This is a genomic window from Enterobacter sp. MGH120, assembly GCF_001037725.1.
Classification (GTDB): domain Bacteria; phylum Pseudomonadota; class Gammaproteobacteria; order Enterobacterales; family Enterobacteriaceae; genus Enterobacter; species Enterobacter hormaechei_C.
This window is the reverse complement of sequence record NZ_KQ089940.1, coordinates 3,059,569-3,076,104: the sequence shown is the minus strand read 5'-3', so window position 1 is coordinate 3,076,104 and position 16,536 is coordinate 3,059,569. Positions and strand designations below refer to the sequence as shown.

Genomic DNA, 16,536 nt, shown 5'->3' with positions numbered 1-16,536 from the left:
GAGATGGCAGATTTGCCGGACAGAGATAAATTGCTGCGCAACTTTGGGCGTTGCGCAAACTGGGAAGAGAAATACCTTTATATCATCGAGCTGGGTCAGCGCCTGCCGCCGCTCAGCGAAGAGGCGCATAACCCGGACAACATCATTCAGGGCTGCCAGAGCCAGGTCTGGATCCTGATGCAGCAGACGGACGAAGGCGTAATTCAATTACAGGGTGACAGCGATGCCGCCATTGTGAAGGGGCTTATTGCCGTCGTATTTATTCTTTATCATCGGATGTCGGCGCAGGATATTGTCGCCTTTGACGTTCGCCCGTGGTTTGAAAAAATGGCCTTAACCCAGCACCTCACCCCGTCCCGATCCCAGGGACTGGAAGCGATGATCCGCGCCATACGCGCCAAAGCCGCAATCCTTAGCTAAACTGACAGAACAGCATTCATTCTGTTTCGCGAGGTGGTTTCCACCTCGCTGGTTTTTCAGCTTTCTGACGTTTGGTCAGTGAATAAGGAATCTCAGCATGAAGCGCGCATCTCTAATAACTCTATTACTCCTTGGTTCGCTCAGTGCTGTTAATTCAGCCTGGGCGGTTGATTATCCTTTACCGCCCGCAGGCAGCCGCCTGATTGGGCAAAACCAGACATACACCATTCAGGAAGGTGACAATAAACTTCAGTCTATCGCTCGTCGGTTTAATACCGCCGCACAGCTCATCCTTGAAACCAATAATACCATTGCACCGGTGAACCCTGCGCCAGGAACGGTCATTACCATCCCTTCCCAGATGCTACTGCCGGACACCGAGCGTGAGGGCATTGTGGTGAATCTGGCGGAGCTGCGTCTTTACTTCTATCCGCCTGGCGAAAATATCGTGCAGGTCTATCCGCTGGGTATTGGTCAGCTTGGGCTGGAAACACCGGTCAGCACCACCCGTGTGAGTCAGAAAATCCCTAACCCTACCTGGACCCCCACAGCGGGCATCAGAGCGCGCTCACTGGCCCAGGGCATTAAACTGCCGCCTGTGGTACCCGCAGGGCCAAATAACCCGCTGGGGCGCTTTGCGCTTCGTCTGGGTATCGGGAATGGGGAATATCTTATTCACGGCACCAGCGCGCCGGACAGCGTAGGGCTGCGGGTCAGCTCGGGTTGTATGCGGATGAACGCGCCCGATATCAAAGCGTTGTTTGAGCAAGTGCGCGTCGGCACGCGGGTGCAGATCATCAATGAGCCGGTGAAGTTCTCCGTCGAGCCGGACGGCAAACGTTATATCGAGGTGCACAGGCCGCTGGCGCAGGCTGAGGGCGAAAACCCACAGACGGTGCCGTTCACGCACTCGGCGGCGTTTACCGCCTTTGCAGCGGAATCAGGTAGCGATAAAACGCTTATCGATAAAGCCCTTGCGCGCAGAGCGGGGATCCCGGTTGCCGTGTCAGCAGGCAGTGGTTCGTCAGCCAGCAATTCTGTCCTGTCGGTGCAGAACAGTCGTGTCTCAGCGGCGGTGGCGGAAGGCGAGGGCGAGAAGGCGCTTCAGTAGAGGTTTGACGAAGGCAAAAAAAATGGCGCACAATGTGCGCCATTTTATTAACAGGTACTATTACTTACGGTATTTAGTAGCCTGGTTGTCCAGACGCTGGTTAGCGCGAGCTGCGTCGTCTTTAGCAGCCTGAACGTCGGAACGCATTGCGTTCACGTCGTTGCTCAGCTGGTCAACTTTAGCGTTCAGAGTCTGAACGTCAGAAGACAGCTGATCGATTTTAGCGTTGCTGGAGCAACCTGCCAGCAGAGTAGAACCCAGGATTACCGCGCCCAGTACCAGTTTAGTACGATTCATTATTAATACCCTCTAGATTGAGTTAATCTCCATGTAGCGTTACAAGTATTACACAAAGTTTTTTGGGTTGAGAATATTTTTTTGATGGGATTACGCCTATTTTTGATCGTTCGCTCAAAGAAGCAACGAAATCGGCAATTTTGACGAAAAAGCTATGTTAAAAAAGGCATTTTTCATCGGATTCATCTTAGATAAATCGCGATTAAATAGAAAAACCCGATTTGCTTTTTGAATAGTTCTGGTTAAAGGCGGGAATAAAAAAAGCGCCCCGAAGGACGCTTTTTAACAAAACAATAATTTGTTCGTGAAATATTACAGCACGTGGACAGATGCAGTGTTGGTGGTGCCGCTTGGAACCAGCGCGCCAGAAACCATAACCACCACGTCGCCTTTCTGGGCCAGGCCACAATCAACCAGTTCCAGCGCCACTTCTTTACCCAGACGATAGAAATCATCGGTAGAGGCAATCTCTTTCACCAGGTGTGGGATCACGCCTTTGCTCAGCACCAGCTGACGCGCGGTGGTTTCGTTGGTGGTCAGCGCCAGAATGGTCGCATCCGGGAAGTATTTACGCACGGCACGCGCAGATTTACCGCCCTGGGTCGCCACGACAATCAGTGGGGCTTCCAGTTTTTCGGCGGTTTCTACCGCACCACGGCACACGGCTTCGGTGATGCGCAGTTTACGGCTGTCGTTGTTGTAATCCAGACGGCTTTTCATCACGCGGTCGGTACGCTCACAGATGGTCGCCATGATGCTGACCGCTTCCAGAGGGTATTTCCCTTTTGCAGATTCGCCAGACAGCATAACGGCATCGGTACCGTCGAGGATGGCGTTCGCCACGTCGCCTGCTTCAGCGCGGGTAGGGCGTGGGTTTTTGATCATGGAGTCCAGCATCTGCGTTGCGGTGATAACCACTTTACGCGCGCGAACACATTTCTCGATCATCATCTTCTGCGCGAAGATCACTTCTTCAACCGGGATTTCAACGCCCAGGTCGCCACGCGCAACCATGATACCGTCAGACGCTTCGAGGATTTCGTCGAAGTTGTTCAGGCCTTCCTGGTTTTCGATCTTGGAGATGATCTGGATGTTCTCGCCGCCGTGCGCTTTCAGGTGCTCACGGATCTCAACCACGTCAGAACGTTTACGGATAAAGGAGGCAGCAACGAAGTCCACGCCTTGTTCGCAGCCGAAGATCAGGTCTTGTTTGTCTTTTTCAGCCAGCGCTGGCAGCGCAATGGACACACCCGGCAGGTTAACGCCTTTGTTTTCGCCCAGATCGCCGTTGTTCAGCACTTTACAGATAACCTTGTTGCCTTCGATCGCGGTCACTTCCATGCCGATCAGGCCGTCATCCACCAGCACGGTGTTGCCAACGGACAGGTCGCTGGTGAAGCCTTCGTAGGTCACGGCAACGATTTCGTTGTTACCTACAACGGATTTGTCGGTGGTGAAGGTGAAGGTCTGGCCCGCTTTCAGGGAAACGTCGTTACCGCCTTCCAGTTTGATGGTGCGGATTTCAGGACCTTTGGTGTCGAGCAGGATCGCCGCTTTTTTCCCGGTCTTGCTCATCACGTTGCGCAAGTTCTGGATACGCTGACCGTGTTCAGCATAGTCGCCGTGGGAGAAGTTCAGACGCATCACGTTCATGCCGGCATCCAGCATTTTGCTCAGCATCTCTTCGGATTCGGTTTTCGGGCCGATAGTACAAACAATTTTCGTCTTTTTCATGACAGTCTTAGTCTTTAAGTTGGGAAGGATATGGAAATCTCGCTCCGGGGGCGCACCGCCGCGGAGTCAAACCTGTGTTGCGAAAGAGTATATGACACGCACTAAGAATAGGTGACATCAAATGAGCGTGCAGAAGAAAGTGTGCCTGAGTGCCAGCCCAACGAAGGAGAGGAGAAGTTGTACGTTGTTTTTTGTATTCCAAGCGCTGAAACCATTCACCAGGGATTTGGCGCGCATTATACGCTGATTTACAGTAAAAAGGAAAATGGAAACAGCGTTTCAAAAACAATCTGTGCAGATTCACATAAGTTTGTTATCAAGGCGTTAAGGCCTAATGTCATCTTATGACGGCAGGCGCAACGCCCGCCGTTTTTTGCTCACTTTTTCAGCGCCTGCTGAAGGTCGGCGATCAGGTCTTTCGCATCCTCAATCCCCACCGACAGGCGGATAAGCTGCGGCACAATGCCGTTGGCAAGACGCTGCGCCAGTGGAATGGAGGCATGGGTCATGCTGTAGGGCTGGCTCACCAGACTCTCCACGCCGCCCAGGCTTTCCGCCAGGGTAAAGAGCGTAAGATGACGGATCACCTCTGTCGCGCGTTGCGCATCGCCTTTTATCACTACGGAGATCATGCCGCCCGGCAGCGCCATTTGTCTGCGGGCCAGCGCATACTGGGGATGTGACGCCAGCCCGGGATAGAACACGCGGTCTACCTGCGGATGCTGCTCCAGCCATTGCGCAATTGCCAGCGCGTTGGCGCTGTGCTTCTCAACGCGCAGTGAGAGGGTGCGAATCCCCCGCAGCGTCAGGAAGCTGCTGAACGGATCCAGAACGCCGCCAACCGCGTTTTGCAGATAGCCCAGATGCTCCGCGAGATCCTTATTTGCCCCGACAACAGCCAGCCCGGCAACCACGTCTGAATGACCATTGAGATATTTAGTGGCGGAGTGGACCACTATGTCGAACCCCGCCTCCAGCGGCCGGTGAATGACCGGGGAGGCGAAGGTATTATCCGCCACGCTGATCGCATTATGGCGCCGGGCAATGTCCGCGATGGCCTCCAGGTCGGCCAGTTTCAGCAGTGGGTTCGTCGGCGTTTCCACCCAGATCATGCGGGTGTCCGGGCGAATGGCGGCCTCAAGTCCGGCTACATCGTCCGGCTTAACCCAGCTCACCTGTAACCCGGTGCTGCGTTTGCGCACGTTTTCGATCAGGCGATACGTACCGCCATACACGTCGTCAATGGCGACGATATGGCTGTCTTTATCCAGCAGTTCGAGCACGGTGGAAATGGCCGCCAGCCCTGACGCGAAAGCGTACCCGCGCGTGCCGCCTTCCAGTTCGGCGATGGCGGTCTCCAGCGCGTGGCGGGTGGGGTTGCCGCTACGGGAGTATTCGTAGCCGGTATGTTCACCCGGTGCCGGTTGCGCAAACGTCGACGTGGCGTAAATCGGCGGCATCACGGCGCCGTGCGGGTCGTGATACTCACCGCTGTGAACGCTGAGGGTGGCCAGGTTTGTCATCTTTTGCTCCTTTTATTTCGTCAGGCGGTTACGCCAGGCGGTAAGTACATCACTGCGCGTGATCAGACCCAGAAAGCGATCTGCGTCATAAATAATCGCCACCAGGCCACGGTCAAAGATGGCGTACAGGGCGCTCTCCGGGGCCTGCTTATCCAGATATTCGACCTGACGCGTCATGGCTGCCGTCACGGGGAGTGAGAAGCGATCGGCATCTCCCCCGATGTGTCGCAGCAGGTCCCACTCGTCGATGATGCCGACGACCTTGTCGTTATCGAGCACCGGCAGCTGGGAGATGTCGTACAGGCGCATGCGGGCCAGCACGGTGGAAAGCGTGTCGTCCGGGGCGGCAGTCACCGTCGCGCCTTCATCGTGGCGCAGGGCAATATAGTCCGAGAGATCGCCTGCCTGCGGACGCGAAATCAGCCCCTGCTGACGCATCCAGTCGTCGTTGAACATCTTCGAGAGGTATTTATTGCCGCTGTCGCAGGCGAAGGTGACCACACGTTTTGGCGTAGTCTGCGCCTGGCAATATTTCAGCGCCGCCGCCAGCAGCGTGCCGGTGGAGGAGCCTGCCAGGATCCCTTCCGTTTTTAGCAGATCGCGGGCGGTAGTGAACGCCTCGCGATCGGTAATGCGCCAGGCGCGGTTAACCCCTTCGATGTGCGCCAGCGGAGGGATAAAGTCTTCGCCAATCCCCTCAACCAGCCACGAGCCGGCATCGTGATGGCGTCCGGTCTCAACCTGGTCCGCCAGCACCGACCCGGCCGGATCGGCAAGCACAAATTCCGTCTGCGGCGAATGTTCTGCAAACCACGCCTGTAAGCCCCCCAGCGTACCACCGGACCCCACGCCGACGACGATGGCATCGATCTGGCCGTCAAGCTGCTCAAACAGTTCCGGTGCGGTAGTGGTGCGGTGCGCCAGCGGATTGGCCGCGTTATTGAACTGGTCGATATAAAACGCGCCTGGCAGTTCGTTCGCCAGCCGCCGGGCATAATCCTGGTAGTAGGCCGGATGCCCTTTATTCACATCCGAGCGGGTCAGCACGACCTGCGCCCCTAACGCCCGCAGGTGGAAAACCTTCTCGCGGCTCATTTTGTCCGGCACCACCAGGATCAGCGAGTAGCCTTTCTGCGCCGCAATCAACGCCAGCCCCAGACCGGTGTTCCCCGCCGTGGCTTCAATAATGGTGCCGCCGGGCCGTAGCTGGCCCGTACGCTCGGCTTCGTTAATCATCGACAGCGCGACGCGGTCTTTAATCGAGCCGCCGGGATTCTGGTTTTCCAGCTTCAGAAACAGCGAGCAGGGGCCGGTGTCCAGCTTGTGCAGCTGGATGAGCGGCGTACGGCCAATCAGTTCGGTGACGGAGTGGTAAAGCGTCATGGTCATGTCCTGTGAAGAGGTGATGACCGGATGATAGAACCATGAAATTTTCTCAATAAAGAACGTTTCACTGCGTTTTAGAACGGAAAGGAATAATCCTTGTGTTTTCAGATGGAAAGACAGCAAGACGTAAAGTTGTCCGGATGTGAGGATGGCTATATCCGCATAAAGTGCTGCAAAATTAGCCGATTTCGTCGGGTGAGTGAGACCTGATATGCAAATGGCAGATAATTATTGCTGATATTCATCTAAATGCTTTTCACCCGCCAGTTCGCTGCTTATTCCGCAGAATTATAAGACATTCTTTTTTGGTCATTTAAAAGCTGATAACGGCTGTTTACTATCTTTTGGACATCCATACTGCTAAACCGCTATATGCGAAACGGATAACGAATAAGAATGATCGTACTCAGCAATATTTCGAAGGTTTTTGACAACGGGAAACAGGCGCTAACAGCCGTTGATAACGTCAACCTGACTATAGAGCAGGGACAGATTTACGGGATCATCGGTTACAGCGGGGCCGGGAAAAGTACGCTGATCCGTCTGCTGAACGGTCTGGAAAAGCCCAGCGTCGGCAGCGTCACCATTAACTGCCAGGATATCTCCGCCGCGAAGGGAGAAGCGCTGCGTCAGGCACGCCTGAAAATCAGCATGGTGTTCCAGCACTTTAATTTGCTCTGGTCGCGCACGGTGAAGGAAAACATCGCCTTTTCAATGCAAATTGCCGGTGTACCAAAAGCGCAAATTCAGGCTCGCGTTGCCGAACTGGTGGAGCTGGTCGGCCTGAAGGGGCGCGAGAATGCTTACCCGTCGCAGCTGAGCGGCGGGCAAAAACAGCGTGTGGGCATTGCCCGCGCGCTGGCCAATCATCCGGACGTACTGCTGTGTGACGAAGCCACCTCGGCGCTGGATCCACAAACCACCGATCAGATCCTCGATCTGCTCCTGGACATTAACCGTCGCTTTAACCTGACCATCGTACTCATTACGCATGAGATGCACGTGGTGCGCAAAATCTGCGACCGCGTGGCGGTAATGGATAACGGCAAGGTGGTGGAAGAGGGGGACGTGTTGAGCGTGTTTACGCATCCGCAGCAGCCGATCACCCGGCAGTTTGTCCGCCAGGTGAGCCAGTACGCGGAGGAAGAGACCTTCAACACCGAACTGGCAAACGATCTGGAAGGCACGGTGATCAGGCTGACCTTCACCGGGCACAGCACGCACAGGCCGATCGTCGGTGAACTGACCCTGCGCTACGGCCTGCCGTTTAACATCCTGCACGGCAAAATGACGCAAACCGCCCACGGTGTTTTCGGGCAGCTCTGGGTGCACGTGGTGGCATCGGACGAACAACTGAACAATATCCTCGCCGACCTGAAGCAAAGCGATATTGAAGGCGAGGTAATCAAGCATGGGTGAAGAACTCTTTCCGCACCTGAAGTGGGATCAGCTTTGGGCTGCAACTCAGGAGACGCTTTACATGACCGCGCTTTCCGGCGTGGCGACGTTTGTCCTGGGGATCGCGCTTGGTCTGGCGCTGTTTTTAACCGCCCGCGGCGGGTTATTCCACAACCGCACGGTCTACAGCGTGATGTCGATTGTGGTGAACGTGTTCCGCTCGATTCCGTTCATCATTCTCATCGTCCTGCTGATCCCGTTCACCAAGACCGTTGTGGGGACCATTCTTGGCGCTAACGCTGCGCTGCCCGCTCTGATTGTGGGTGCGGCGCCGTTCTACGCCCGTCTGGTCGAGATTGCCCTGCGAGAAGTGGACAAAGGGGTCATTGAGGCCACGCGTTCGATGGGCGCGCGGCTGAGTACGTTAGTGTTTCGGGTTTTATTGCCGGAATCTTCACCCGCACTGGTTTCAGGTATGACGGTGACGCTGATTGCGCTGGTGAGCTACAGCGCAATGGCAGGGGTGATAGGTGCTGGCGGTTTGGGAAATCTGGCTTATCTGGAAGGATTCCAGCGCAACCATGGTGACGTCACGCTGGTGGCAACGGTGACCATTTTGATCATCGTGTTCATTATCCAGTTCGTCGGCGATGCCATTACTTCACTGTTAGATAAACGCTAATAAATACAAACAGGAACCACATCATGAAAAAGACACTGACACTGATCGCCGCCGCAACCCTGAGCGCCCTGAGCTTTGCCTCCTGGGCGGACACGCTCACCGTGGGGGCGTCCAACACCCCGCACGCGGAAATTCTGGAGCAGGCTAAGCCGATTCTGGCGAAGCAGGGGATTGATCTGGAGATTAAACCGTTCCAGGACTACATTCTGCCAAACACGGCGCTGGCGGGGCATGACATTGACGCCAACTATTTCCAGCACATCCCTTACCTGAACAGCGTGCTGAAAGATCACGCGGGCGATAAGGATTATGATTTTGTCAGTGCGGGCGCAATCCACATTGAGCCGATCGGGATCTATTCGAAAAAATACAAATCGCTGAAGGATCTGCCGGAAGGCGGCAAAATCATCATGCGTGATGCGGTTTCCGAGGAAGGGCGTATTCTCTCCATCTTCGAAAAAGAGGGCGTGATCAAGCTGAAGCCAGGCATCGATAAAGTGACCGCGCGCATCAGCGATATCGTGGAGAACCCGAAAAAGCTGCAATTCACCCCTAACGTTGAGGCATCTCTGCTGCCGCAGATGTACAACAACGACGAAGGTGCTGCGGTGGTGATCAACGCCAACTACGCAATTGATGCCGGTCTGGATCCGGTGCACGATCCAATTGCGGTTGAAAGCGGTGAGAATAACCCGTACGCCAACATCATTACCGTTCATCGCGGTGACGAGAAGAAGAAGGATATCGTCGCGCTGGTGAACGTGCTGCACTCCAAAGAGATTCAGGACTGGATCCGCACCAAATACAAAGGCGCAGTCATCCCGGTAAACAACTAATCTCCTGATTTTCCAGACGAAGCCCGGCGAACTACACGCCGGGCTTCTTTTTTGTATACAGCCGACGAATGATTTAAGCTGACGGTTTAGGGCAACGGAGTGATGGCAATGGGCAATGTGACCAAAGACGAAGCGCTTTACCAGGAGATGTGTCGGGTGGTAGGCAAGGTCGTTCTCGAAATGCGTGATTTAGGGCAGGAGCCGAAACATATTGTCATTGCGGGCGTTCTGCGTACCGCGCTGGCGAACCAGCGCGTTAAGCGCAGTGAGTTGACCACCAAAGCGATGGAAACGGTGGTTAAAGCGCTGGCCGGCTAACTCGCCAGCGCTTCGCGAGCAGCTCAAGCGAGCAGCAGAGCAGGTAATAGATCACACCCGTGAAGATAAAAATGGCCGCCGGGTAAATTTGCACCCGGTTGTTGATCTGTCCCGCCACCGTGGTCAGTTCAGGAACGTTCACGATAAACGCCAGCGACGTATCCTTTAGCAGGCTGATAAAAATCCCCACCAGCGACGGCAGAATATTTCTCAGCGCCTGCGGCAGCAGCACGCGCCACAGCGTTTGCTGCGTACTGAACCCTTGAGAAAGCGCGGCCTCATTCTGGCCCGACGGCAGGGCTCTCAGTCCGGCTAACACCGAATGCATCACCGCAGCCGCGGTAAACCAGGCCAGCGCCAGCGTGACGGTCGTCGCGCCCGGGAGATCCCTGCCGGTTATCAGTGGCAGCAGATACCACATCCAGAATATCACGAAGATCAGGGGGATCCCGCGAATCAACTCTGCCCACGCAAACAGCGCACTGCGCACCACGCCGGGATAGCGCCAGGCGACGCAAGCCAGCACAATCCCGCCGGGCAGGGCAAGCGCGGCGGCGCCTGCGGCCATCAGCAGTGAGAGCAATACGCCGCCGGGTTCTCCCGCAGCCGCACGTCCCCAAAGCAGATAATCCAGGTTTTCGACAATAACGTTAAATCCGGGGATCATGATATTTCCCCCCTGAATGGGGGCCGAGGCGCACCAGCACGCTTCCCGTCACCATCCCGGTAAGCAAGTAGAGCACCGTACCGACGGTGAAGGCTTCCAGTGCATGGGCGTTGTAACTTTCTATCTGGCGGACCTGGTAGGTCAGTTCGGCGAAGCCAATCCCGCTCGCGAGCGAGGAGAGCTTCATCAGGTTAAGGTACTGGCCGACGACGGGCTGCCACGCGTTAGCGAGCCCCTGTGGCAGAAGAATGTAGCGAAACAGACGCCATGAGGAAAATCCCTGAGCGAGCGCCGCCTCCCGTTGCCCGGCAGGTACGGAACGCAGCCCCGATTCCACTTCTGCAATTAAAAACGCCGAGGTAAAGACGCCTAACCCCCAGGCGGAGCATAAAAACTCGGGCGTAAACCACCAGACGTCACCGGGTAAAATGGACCAGCTGTGGTCTGCGTTCACCGCGTCACGCAGCCCCTGCGGCAACCCGTTCCAGGCGGCGAAATACCAGAACAGCAGCTGTACCAGCAACGGCGTATTGCGAAACAGCGATACCCAGCAGCTGACGATCAATGTCCCGAAACGTCCCCCGGAAAGCCGCAAAAGCATAAAGAACAAGGCGAGCAGGCTGGCCAGCATAATCCCCGCCAGCGTCACCCACAGAGTGGTGAGAAATCCGGAGAGGATCCAGTGCAGGGGCTGTCCGGCCAGCACCCCCTGCCAGTCCAGAGCGGGCATTACAGTTGCTCCTGATGCAGCGGATCCAGCACTTTTTGCAGGAAACGCCTCGCACGGGGATGCGACGGTTGATTGAAAAATTGCGCCGGGGGCGCGGTTTCCAGAATTTTTCCGCCGTCGATAAAGACGATTCGATCGGCAATTTCCCGGGCGAACTGCATCTCATGGGTAACGACAATCATGGTGATCCCGCTGTGGGCGAGGGTTTTCATCACAAACAGCACTTCGCCAATCATTTCCGGGTCGAGTGCCGACGTCGGCTCGTCAAAGAGAATGATTTGCGGCGACGAGGCCAGAGCTCGGGCAATCGCCACGCGCTGCTGCTGTCCGCCGGAAAGTTCAGCGGGGAAGCGGTGCGCCTTCTCCAGCATGCCGACCTTCTCCAGCAGCGCCAGCGCGCGCTCCTGGGCGGGCAGGGGTTTCCAGCCGTGAACGTGCTCCAGTGCCAGGGTGATGTTCTGACTGGCGGTAAGGTGGGCATAGAGATTGAACTGCTGGAACACAAACCCGACGCGGCTGCGTAACTGACGTAGCCTGCTGCCGGAAAGCTGTCCGGTCGGCTTGTGGTCGATCAGAATCTCCCCGCCGCTCAGGCTCTCAAGCTGGTTGATAAGCCGAATCAGGGTCGATTTTCCGGAACCCGAAGGGCCGAGAATGGCAACCACTTCACCCGGCATGATGGTGAGGTTAATGTCGGTTAAAACCGGATGGTCGCCGTAGCGTTTGTCCACATGGCGAAACTCAACGCTGGCCTGTTCCAGATGTGAAAAATCCGCGGCATTGGCCGCGGAGCGTGAAAATAAACCTGAGAGCATATTACCGGGCTTCTATTTTAAAGTTACGAGGCTGTGGAGCTGGGGTGCCTGGACCGAACCAGACGTCATAGATTTTTGCCGCCTGGCCGTTTTTCTCCAGGGTTACCAGCTCATCGTTAACGGCTTTCAGCAGCGCCGTTTCACCTTTTTTCACCCCCACGCCAATCTCTTCTTTACTGAGCAGGTCGGGCAGGATTTTGAAGTCGGCTTTATCCGGCGCCTGCGCCAGCAGACCGGCCAGAATGGTGCTGTCCTGGGTAATGGCCTGCACGTTGCCATTGCGCAGTGCCGTCAGCGCCAGCGGAATATCATCATAAGAGAGGACGCGGGACTGCGGAAAACGCTGGTGCAGCGCCTGTTCACCCGTCGTACCTTTTACGGCGCCAATGCGTGCCCGGCTATAGTCATCAAGCTTGTCCGGTGATTTTGCCGGAACCAGGAACTGCTGGCCGGTGACAAAGTAAGGCGTTGAGAAATCAATGACCTGTGCGCGTTCCGGAGTGATCGTGATATCCGCCACGATGAGATCCGCTTTTCCGGACTGTAGCAGCGGTATACGGTTAGCCGGATTAGTGGCGACCAGTTCAAGCTTGACGCCGAGCGATTTCGCCAGCGCTTTGGCGAAGTCCACGTCGTAACCCACGATCTCATGCGTTTTGGCATCAATCGAGCCAAAGGGTGGATTGGCATCAAACGTGGCCACTTTCACCACGCCTGCTGCCTTGATATCCGCCAGCCGATCGGCCTGCGCCTGCGCTGAAACCAGGCCCCAGGCTGCCACTAATCCCAGAACCTGCGCCCGTTTTTTAAACCCTTTCATTTTTGCAGCCATAGTCATACGCCATCCCGTTGTTTTTGTTTTACCCCGTTACGCTCCCATAAGGGAAAGCTATCGCCAAATAAGAAATCGTTCTTTGCTATGAGAAAAAAAGCATGAGTGAACAAGGTGTTAAAGAAGAGAGCAGACGGCGGGGCGCTATTTGCAGATCCTGCACATCGACAGTGGATTTTGATATTTCCCCCGGGCGCAATTTGGGTGTTTAACTGAGGACAGGTTAAGCGAGAAGGGTAATGACGATGAAAAAATGGATAAGCACGTTACGGCGGTTTTTTGCGCCCCGACCAGTGAATGCGGAGAACAGCGCGCAACGTGTTCTTGAGTCAATACTGCCTGTCGCCAGCCTGTATGGCGTGGACGTAGCCAACATCGACCCGGAGTGGTTCCATGATAAAACGTCACGCTGAACTGCGCCGGACGCGCGAAATGTACTGGAATGAGCTGTGCGTGGTGTCTGTAAAGCGAGGATGAAGGGAAAAATACCCAGGCAAATCCTCGGTAAATGATGGCCGTTTTGTTACCACTATCTCCTTTCACAGATGGAGATAATAATGAAACGGACAGTATTAACCCCCGCGCTTTCTGCCTCCGCACTTCTGCTTACCATGCAGGCGGTACACGCTGGTCCACAGGCGCATGTTGTATGCAGTTATTCCCACACCCTCGGCGATGATGCCATTATGATGTTCGGCATGCCCAATGAGGCTATGCTGCACGATTTTTTTGGTAACGTGCACGCGGATGCTTACTCCAGCCGTGAATCTCTGCGTACCCAGGAAAAGACCACCTGCGATAACAAAGCAGACAGCTCGGCCTACTGGGCTCCGTCGCTAAAATTGCCGGACGGAACGGTGGTCAAACCCGCCTATCAAAAAACCTATTATCAGGCATCGAATGTTGACGCCTGGCCGCTTCATCCGTTTCCGCCGGGGCTGTCGCTGCTGGCGGGCGATCATCATGGCACCGCGCCAAATCCGCATATCACCTTTTTATGCGCCAATGGCAAGGGCTACACCACCAGAACGGGTGAAGTCTGCGGCTTACGCAAGGCGAAGGATGCCGTGCAGTTTAATATCGGCATTCAGTTCCCGAACTGCTGGGACGGGGTCAACCTGAAGCCCGCCCACGGCCTGGCTAACGCCACCTACGATACGAAAGGACAGTGTCCGTCCGCCTTCCCGGTGAAGATCCCGACGGTGAACATGAATATTGCGTACGTGCTCCCGACAATTAGCTCTCTGGATACCAGTAAAGTCCAGCTTTCCCTCGACCCCATCATGCATGGCAGTGAGCGTGAAGAGCGGTGGGGGAGCCTGTATACGGCGCATGCTGACTTCATGAACGGCTGGACGGAAGATGCCGCGCGATTTATGACCGACCTGTGCATGAACCGGGGAATGGATTGCGGCACCACCGTGCCGTATGGTTATTCAAAAGCGAAGGCTAACGTCTGGCTCAGCAGCATGGAACCGGCACTTTCACAGCCCGATCCCCAGGTCTTACTGGTGCAGGATAACTGGAAGAACGGTGGACGCACGAAAAATAGCGAAACATTGTCGCTGGTGAAGTTCAACATCCCTCCGCTGCCCGCTGGACAGGATCCTGCCCAGTTTAAATACCGCGTGAGAATTTATGGCGGGAAAGTGGAAACTGACGGCGCGGATCAAATCTTCTTCTATCCGGCGAGTAACGACTGGGAACCGGCCACCGTGAGCTGGCAGTCACGACCGTCCTGCAACTATCGCTCGGATGCGGTGGTGTACCTGAACCACTCCCGCGAATACCGGATGGTGGACGTGGATAAAGCGGTGCGCAAGGCGCTGGCAGAAGGGAAAACCGACATTTCGTGGTATATCGGCGGCGATCGTCAGGGAAATCACTATCAGTTTGAGACGGGGTCATCTCCCCAAAGCCTGATCCTGATGCTGACCGGGTTTAGCAAAACGCCGGAGATCTGATAGCGGGTAGCAAAAGGCATTCATAAAAAAAGCACCGGGGAGCCCGGTGCTTTTTCTTCAGATCTTGCAGGCATCGCCGCAGTCGTCATCGGCGACAATCGCCTGGGCTTTTTTATCCGCATCGTCGAGACGTTCCGCGTTGCGCTCTTCTGCTTCATCCAGCCCGTTAAAGACTAAGTTATCGAGATCGATTTCCATGTGCCACCTGCGTTATTCAGTTTTTGATACTGGCATAGTATAAGTCAAAAAAAGCGGGCCAGGCACCCCTCAGCACATATGGATAATCCCTGCCATACTCAGTGATTTATTGCTGAGAAAAGCCGATGATTACACTCTGTAAAACCTGCGGTACCGCTTACGATGAACAGCCCAAAAACTGCCCGATTTGCGACGATGAGCGCCAGTATGTCCCGGTGACGGGCCAGACATGGACGGACTTCGACAGCCTTACGACCACGCACACCAACAAATGGCAACAGCTGGAGCCGCAGCTGTTCAGCATCAAAACTGTTCCCTCTTTTGCCATCAACCAGCGGGCGCTTCTGCTGCGTACGCCACAGGGCAATGTTCTGTGGGACTGTATCGCCAATCTTGACCCGGCGACCAGAGCGTTAGTTGACGCGCTCGGGGGGATCAGCGCGATCGCGATTTCGCACCCGCATTACTACACCACCATGCAAGAGTGGGCCGCGGCGTTTAACGCACCGATCTACCTGCACGCCAGCGATCGGCAGTGGGTGATGCGTGACAGCCCGGCGATACGCTTCTGGGAGGAGGACGCCCTGGAGATTATGCCTTTGGTGACTCTTCTGCGGCTGGGCGGGCATTTTGCAGGCGGCACGGTGCTGCACTGGCAGTCAGGCGACGGCGTGCTGCTGGCCGGTGATATTTTGCAGGTTACGCCCGGTAAAGACGCCGTGTCGTTTATGTGGAGTTATCCGAATATGCTGCCACTGCCTGTCCGCACCGTTGAGTCGGTGATTGGCCGACTGACAGGGAAAACGTACCAGCGCCTGTACGGGGCCTTTGAAGGGCAGAACATCCTGGCGAACGCGGATGAGATCGTGCAGCGGTCGGGCCAGAAATATATTGCTTGTCTCCGCTAAGGCGCGGTGGTTAAATTTTACGAGTGTGATCGCGATCATACCTAAATTAAAACAGATAAAAGAGAAATGGCTATGCAACATATCATTGAAGGTTTTCTCAGCTTTCAAAAAGAGATTTTCCCGCAACGTAAAGAGCTTTTTCGTAGTTTAGCGTCCAGTCAGAATCCCAAAGCGCTGTTCATCTCCTGCTCCGACAGCCGTCTGGTTCCGGAACTGGTTACGCAACAGGAGCCAGGACAGCTCTTTGTCATTCGAAACGCGGGCAACATTGTGCCTCCGTTCGGGCCGGAGCCTGGCGGTGTCTCTGCGACCATCGAATATGCTGTTGTTGCCCTGGGCGTGACCGATATCGTTATTTGCGGCCACTCCAACTGCGGCGCAATGAAGGCGATTGCTGACAACGCCGATCTGGAGCCGATGCCGGCCGTTTCCCACTGGCTGCGCTATTCTGATGCGGCAAAAGCGGTGGTTGAGAAGAAAACCTGGGATAAGCCAATCGATAAAGTGAATGCGATGGTGCAGGAGAACGTCTTTGCGCAGCTGAGCAATATCAAGACCCATCCGTCGGTGGCGGTAGGCCTGCGCAACAACGCCATTCGCCTGCACGGCTGGGTATATGACATTGAAAGCGGCAAAATCCTTGCCCTGGACAAGAACACTAAATCGTTCGTGTCGCTGTCGGAAAACCCGGACGTCTTCTTCGAGTAACCCGACCCC

19 protein-coding genes are annotated in these 16,536 nt (G+C 55.5%); 10 read left to right on the top strand and 9 right to left on the bottom strand.

Translation table 11 applies throughout. The features are described from left to right. The first annotated feature begins 3 nt into the window (after positions 1-3). Together sufE and SK54_RS14345 are read left to right on the top strand one after the other, a co-directional pair. Positions 4-420: a cysteine desulfuration protein SufE gene (gene sufE, locus SK54_RS14350; protein WP_048247495.1), complete on the top strand. Its 417-nt coding sequence runs from the start codon at positions 4-6 to the stop codon at positions 418-420. Between the two features lie 97 nt (positions 421-517). Next, on the top strand, positions 518-1,531 hold the full coding sequence (locus SK54_RS14345; protein ID WP_017384625.1) for a L,D-transpeptidase LdtE: 1,014 nt from the start codon (positions 518-520) through the stop codon (positions 1,529-1,531). Positions 1,532-1,591: 60 nt separating this feature from the next. Here the strand turns inward: SK54_RS14345 and lpp are convergent, their stop codons facing one another. From lpp to SK54_RS14325, 4 genes are all read right to left on the bottom strand, one after another. Further along, entirely contained in the window at positions 1,592-1,828 is a 237-nt protein-coding gene (gene lpp, locus SK54_RS14340; protein ID WP_001082307.1) for a murein lipoprotein Lpp, read from the bottom strand. Positions 1,829-2,140: 312 nt separating this feature from the next. Beyond that, on the bottom strand, positions 2,141-3,562 hold the full coding sequence (pykF, locus tag SK54_RS14335) for a pyruvate kinase PykF (RefSeq protein ID WP_003857687.1): 1,422 nt from the start codon (positions 3,560-3,562) through the stop codon (positions 2,141-2,143). A 377-nt stretch (positions 3,563-3,939) separates the two neighbouring features. Further along, a complete protein-coding gene (locus SK54_RS14330; RefSeq protein WP_048247493.1) occupies positions 3,940-5,085 on the bottom strand; it encodes a trans-sulfuration enzyme family protein in 1,146 nt (381 codons plus the stop codon). Positions 5,086-5,097: 12 nt separating this feature from the next. Continuing rightward, on the bottom strand, positions 5,098-6,468 hold the full coding sequence (locus tag SK54_RS14325) for a pyridoxal-phosphate dependent enzyme (RefSeq protein WP_048247492.1): 1,371 nt from the start codon (positions 6,466-6,468) through the stop codon (positions 5,098-5,100). Between the two features lie 399 nt (positions 6,469-6,867). Between SK54_RS14325 and SK54_RS14320 the strand changes: the two genes are divergently transcribed. The 4 genes from SK54_RS14320 (at position 6,868) to fumD (ending at position 9,705) form a co-directional block, all read left to right on the top strand. Then, the gene (locus SK54_RS14320; RefSeq protein ID WP_048247489.1) at positions 6,868-7,890 is read left to right on the top strand and encodes a methionine ABC transporter ATP-binding protein; all 1,023 of its coding nucleotides are present in this window, start codon (positions 6,868-6,870) and stop codon (positions 7,888-7,890) included. Continuing rightward, positions 7,883-8,551 (top strand): methionine ABC transporter permease, encoded by a 669-nt coding sequence (locus tag SK54_RS14315; protein ID WP_032103706.1) that lies wholly within the window; start codon positions 7,883-7,885, stop codon positions 8,549-8,551. Before SK54_RS14320 ends, SK54_RS14315 begins: the two co-directional genes overlap by 8 nt. A 23-nt stretch (positions 8,552-8,574) precedes the next feature. After that, positions 8,575-9,387 carry a MetQ/NlpA family ABC transporter substrate-binding protein gene (locus SK54_RS14310; RefSeq protein ID WP_003857677.1) on the top strand — a complete coding sequence of 271 codons (813 nt, stop codon included), beginning with the start codon at positions 8,575-8,577 and terminating at the stop codon, positions 9,385-9,387. A 108-nt stretch (positions 9,388-9,495) separates the two neighbouring features. Then, entirely contained in the window at positions 9,496-9,705 is a 210-nt protein-coding gene (gene fumD / locus SK54_RS14305) for a fumarate hydratase FumD (protein WP_003857676.1), read from the top strand. Here the strand turns inward: fumD and SK54_RS14300 are convergent. The 4 genes from SK54_RS14300 to SK54_RS14285 are packed head-to-tail and all read right to left on the bottom strand — an operon-like array spanning position 9,686 to position 12,749. Further along, entirely contained in the window at positions 9,686-10,372 is a 687-nt protein-coding gene (locus SK54_RS14300; RefSeq protein ID WP_015570700.1) for an amino acid ABC transporter permease, read from the bottom strand. The two genes, fumD and SK54_RS14300, sit on opposite strands and share 20 nt — an antisense overlap. Next, a complete protein-coding gene (locus tag SK54_RS14295; RefSeq protein WP_048247486.1) occupies positions 10,356-11,102 on the bottom strand; it encodes an amino acid ABC transporter permease in 747 nt (248 codons plus the stop codon). The genes SK54_RS14300 and SK54_RS14295 overlap by 17 nt, the downstream gene beginning before the upstream one ends. Further along, the gene (locus tag SK54_RS14290; RefSeq protein ID WP_032103702.1) at positions 11,102-11,917 is read right to left on the bottom strand and encodes an amino acid ABC transporter ATP-binding protein; all 816 of its coding nucleotides are present in this window, start codon (positions 11,915-11,917) and stop codon (positions 11,102-11,104) included. Before SK54_RS14290 ends, SK54_RS14295 begins: the two co-directional genes overlap by 1 nt. Position 11,918: 1 nt before the next feature. After that, a complete protein-coding gene (locus tag SK54_RS14285; RefSeq protein ID WP_044488997.1) occupies positions 11,919-12,749 on the bottom strand; it encodes an ABC transporter substrate-binding protein in 831 nt (276 codons plus the stop codon). 245 nt (positions 12,750-12,994) lie between these two features. Between SK54_RS14285 and SK54_RS22660 the strand changes: the two genes are divergently transcribed. Next, a complete protein-coding gene (locus SK54_RS22660) occupies positions 12,995-13,162 on the top strand; it encodes a hypothetical protein (protein ID WP_032653328.1) in 168 nt (55 codons plus the stop codon). Positions 13,163-13,306: 144 nt separating this feature from the next. Next, the gene (locus SK54_RS14275; RefSeq protein ID WP_048247484.1) at positions 13,307-14,713 is read left to right on the top strand and encodes a DUF1996 domain-containing protein; all 1,407 of its coding nucleotides are present in this window, start codon (positions 13,307-13,309) and stop codon (positions 14,711-14,713) included. 57 nt (positions 14,714-14,770) lie between these two features. Here SK54_RS14275 and SK54_RS22560 read toward each other — a convergent pair whose 3' ends face one another. After that, a complete protein-coding gene (locus SK54_RS22560; RefSeq protein WP_003857665.1) occupies positions 14,771-14,911 on the bottom strand; it encodes a hypothetical protein in 141 nt (46 codons plus the stop codon). Positions 14,912-15,036: 125 nt separating this feature from the next. Between SK54_RS22560 and SK54_RS14265 the strand changes: the two genes are divergently transcribed. Together SK54_RS14265 and SK54_RS14260 are read left to right on the top strand one after the other, a co-directional pair. Continuing rightward, positions 15,037-15,819, top strand: coding sequence for an MBL fold metallo-hydrolase (locus SK54_RS14265; protein WP_045142541.1), 783 nt, complete (start codon positions 15,037-15,039; stop codon positions 15,817-15,819). A gap of 72 nt (positions 15,820-15,891) precedes the next feature. After that, entirely contained in the window at positions 15,892-16,527 is a 636-nt protein-coding gene (locus tag SK54_RS14260; protein ID WP_015570694.1) for a carbonic anhydrase, read from the top strand. Positions 16,528-16,536 lie beyond the last annotated feature (9 nt).

What these genes read in the sequence shown, in the direction of transcription:
- SK54_RS14325 (WP_048247492.1), bottom strand. Translation starts at nt 6,468, where the DNA reads ATGACGCTTTACCACTCCGTCACCGAACTGATTGGCCGTACGCCGCTC.
- SK54_RS14295 (WP_048247486.1), bottom strand. Translation starts at nt 11,102, where the DNA reads ATGCCCGCTCTGGACTGGCAGGGGGTGCTGGCCGGACAGCCCCTGCAC.
- SK54_RS14285 (WP_044488997.1), bottom strand. Translation starts at nt 12,749, where the DNA reads ATGGCTGCAAAAATGAAAGGGTTTAAAAAACGGGCGCAGGTTCTGGGA.
- SK54_RS14300 (WP_015570700.1), bottom strand. Translation starts at nt 10,372, where the DNA reads ATGATCCCCGGATTTAACGTTATTGTCGAAAACCTGGATTATCTGCTT.
- fumD (WP_003857676.1), top strand. Translation starts at nt 9,496, where the DNA reads ATGGGCAATGTGACCAAAGACGAAGCGCTTTACCAGGAGATGTGTCGG.
- SK54_RS14345 (WP_017384625.1), top strand. Translation starts at nt 518, where the DNA reads ATGAAGCGCGCATCTCTAATAACTCTATTACTCCTTGGTTCGCTCAGT.
- SK54_RS14330 (WP_048247493.1), bottom strand. Translation starts at nt 5,085, where the DNA reads ATGACAAACCTGGCCACCCTCAGCGTTCACAGCGGTGAGTATCACGAC.
- SK54_RS14310 (WP_003857677.1), top strand. Translation starts at nt 8,575, where the DNA reads ATGAAAAAGACACTGACACTGATCGCCGCCGCAACCCTGAGCGCCCTG.
- SK54_RS22660 (WP_032653328.1), top strand. Translation starts at nt 12,995, where the DNA reads ATGAAAAAATGGATAAGCACGTTACGGCGGTTTTTTGCGCCCCGACCA.
- SK54_RS14275 (WP_048247484.1), top strand. Translation starts at nt 13,307, where the DNA reads ATGAAACGGACAGTATTAACCCCCGCGCTTTCTGCCTCCGCACTTCTG.
- SK54_RS14290 (WP_032103702.1), bottom strand. Translation starts at nt 11,917, where the DNA reads ATGCTCTCAGGTTTATTTTCACGCTCCGCGGCCAATGCCGCGGATTTT.
- lpp (WP_001082307.1), bottom strand. Translation starts at nt 1,828, where the DNA reads ATGAATCGTACTAAACTGGTACTGGGCGCGGTAATCCTGGGTTCTACT.
- SK54_RS14260 (WP_015570694.1), top strand. Translation starts at nt 15,892, where the DNA reads ATGCAACATATCATTGAAGGTTTTCTCAGCTTTCAAAAAGAGATTTTC.
- SK54_RS14320 (WP_048247489.1), top strand. Translation starts at nt 6,868, where the DNA reads ATGATCGTACTCAGCAATATTTCGAAGGTTTTTGACAACGGGAAACAG.
- pykF (WP_003857687.1), bottom strand. Translation starts at nt 3,562, where the DNA reads ATGAAAAAGACGAAAATTGTTTGTACTATCGGCCCGAAAACCGAATCC.
- SK54_RS22560 (WP_003857665.1), bottom strand. Translation starts at nt 14,911, where the DNA reads ATGGAAATCGATCTCGATAACTTAGTCTTTAACGGGCTGGATGAAGCA.
- SK54_RS14315 (WP_032103706.1), top strand. Translation starts at nt 7,883, where the DNA reads ATGGGTGAAGAACTCTTTCCGCACCTGAAGTGGGATCAGCTTTGGGCT.
- sufE (WP_048247495.1), top strand. Translation starts at nt 4, where the DNA reads ATGGCAGATTTGCCGGACAGAGATAAATTGCTGCGCAACTTTGGGCGT.
- SK54_RS14265 (WP_045142541.1), top strand. Translation starts at nt 15,037, where the DNA reads ATGATTACACTCTGTAAAACCTGCGGTACCGCTTACGATGAACAGCCC.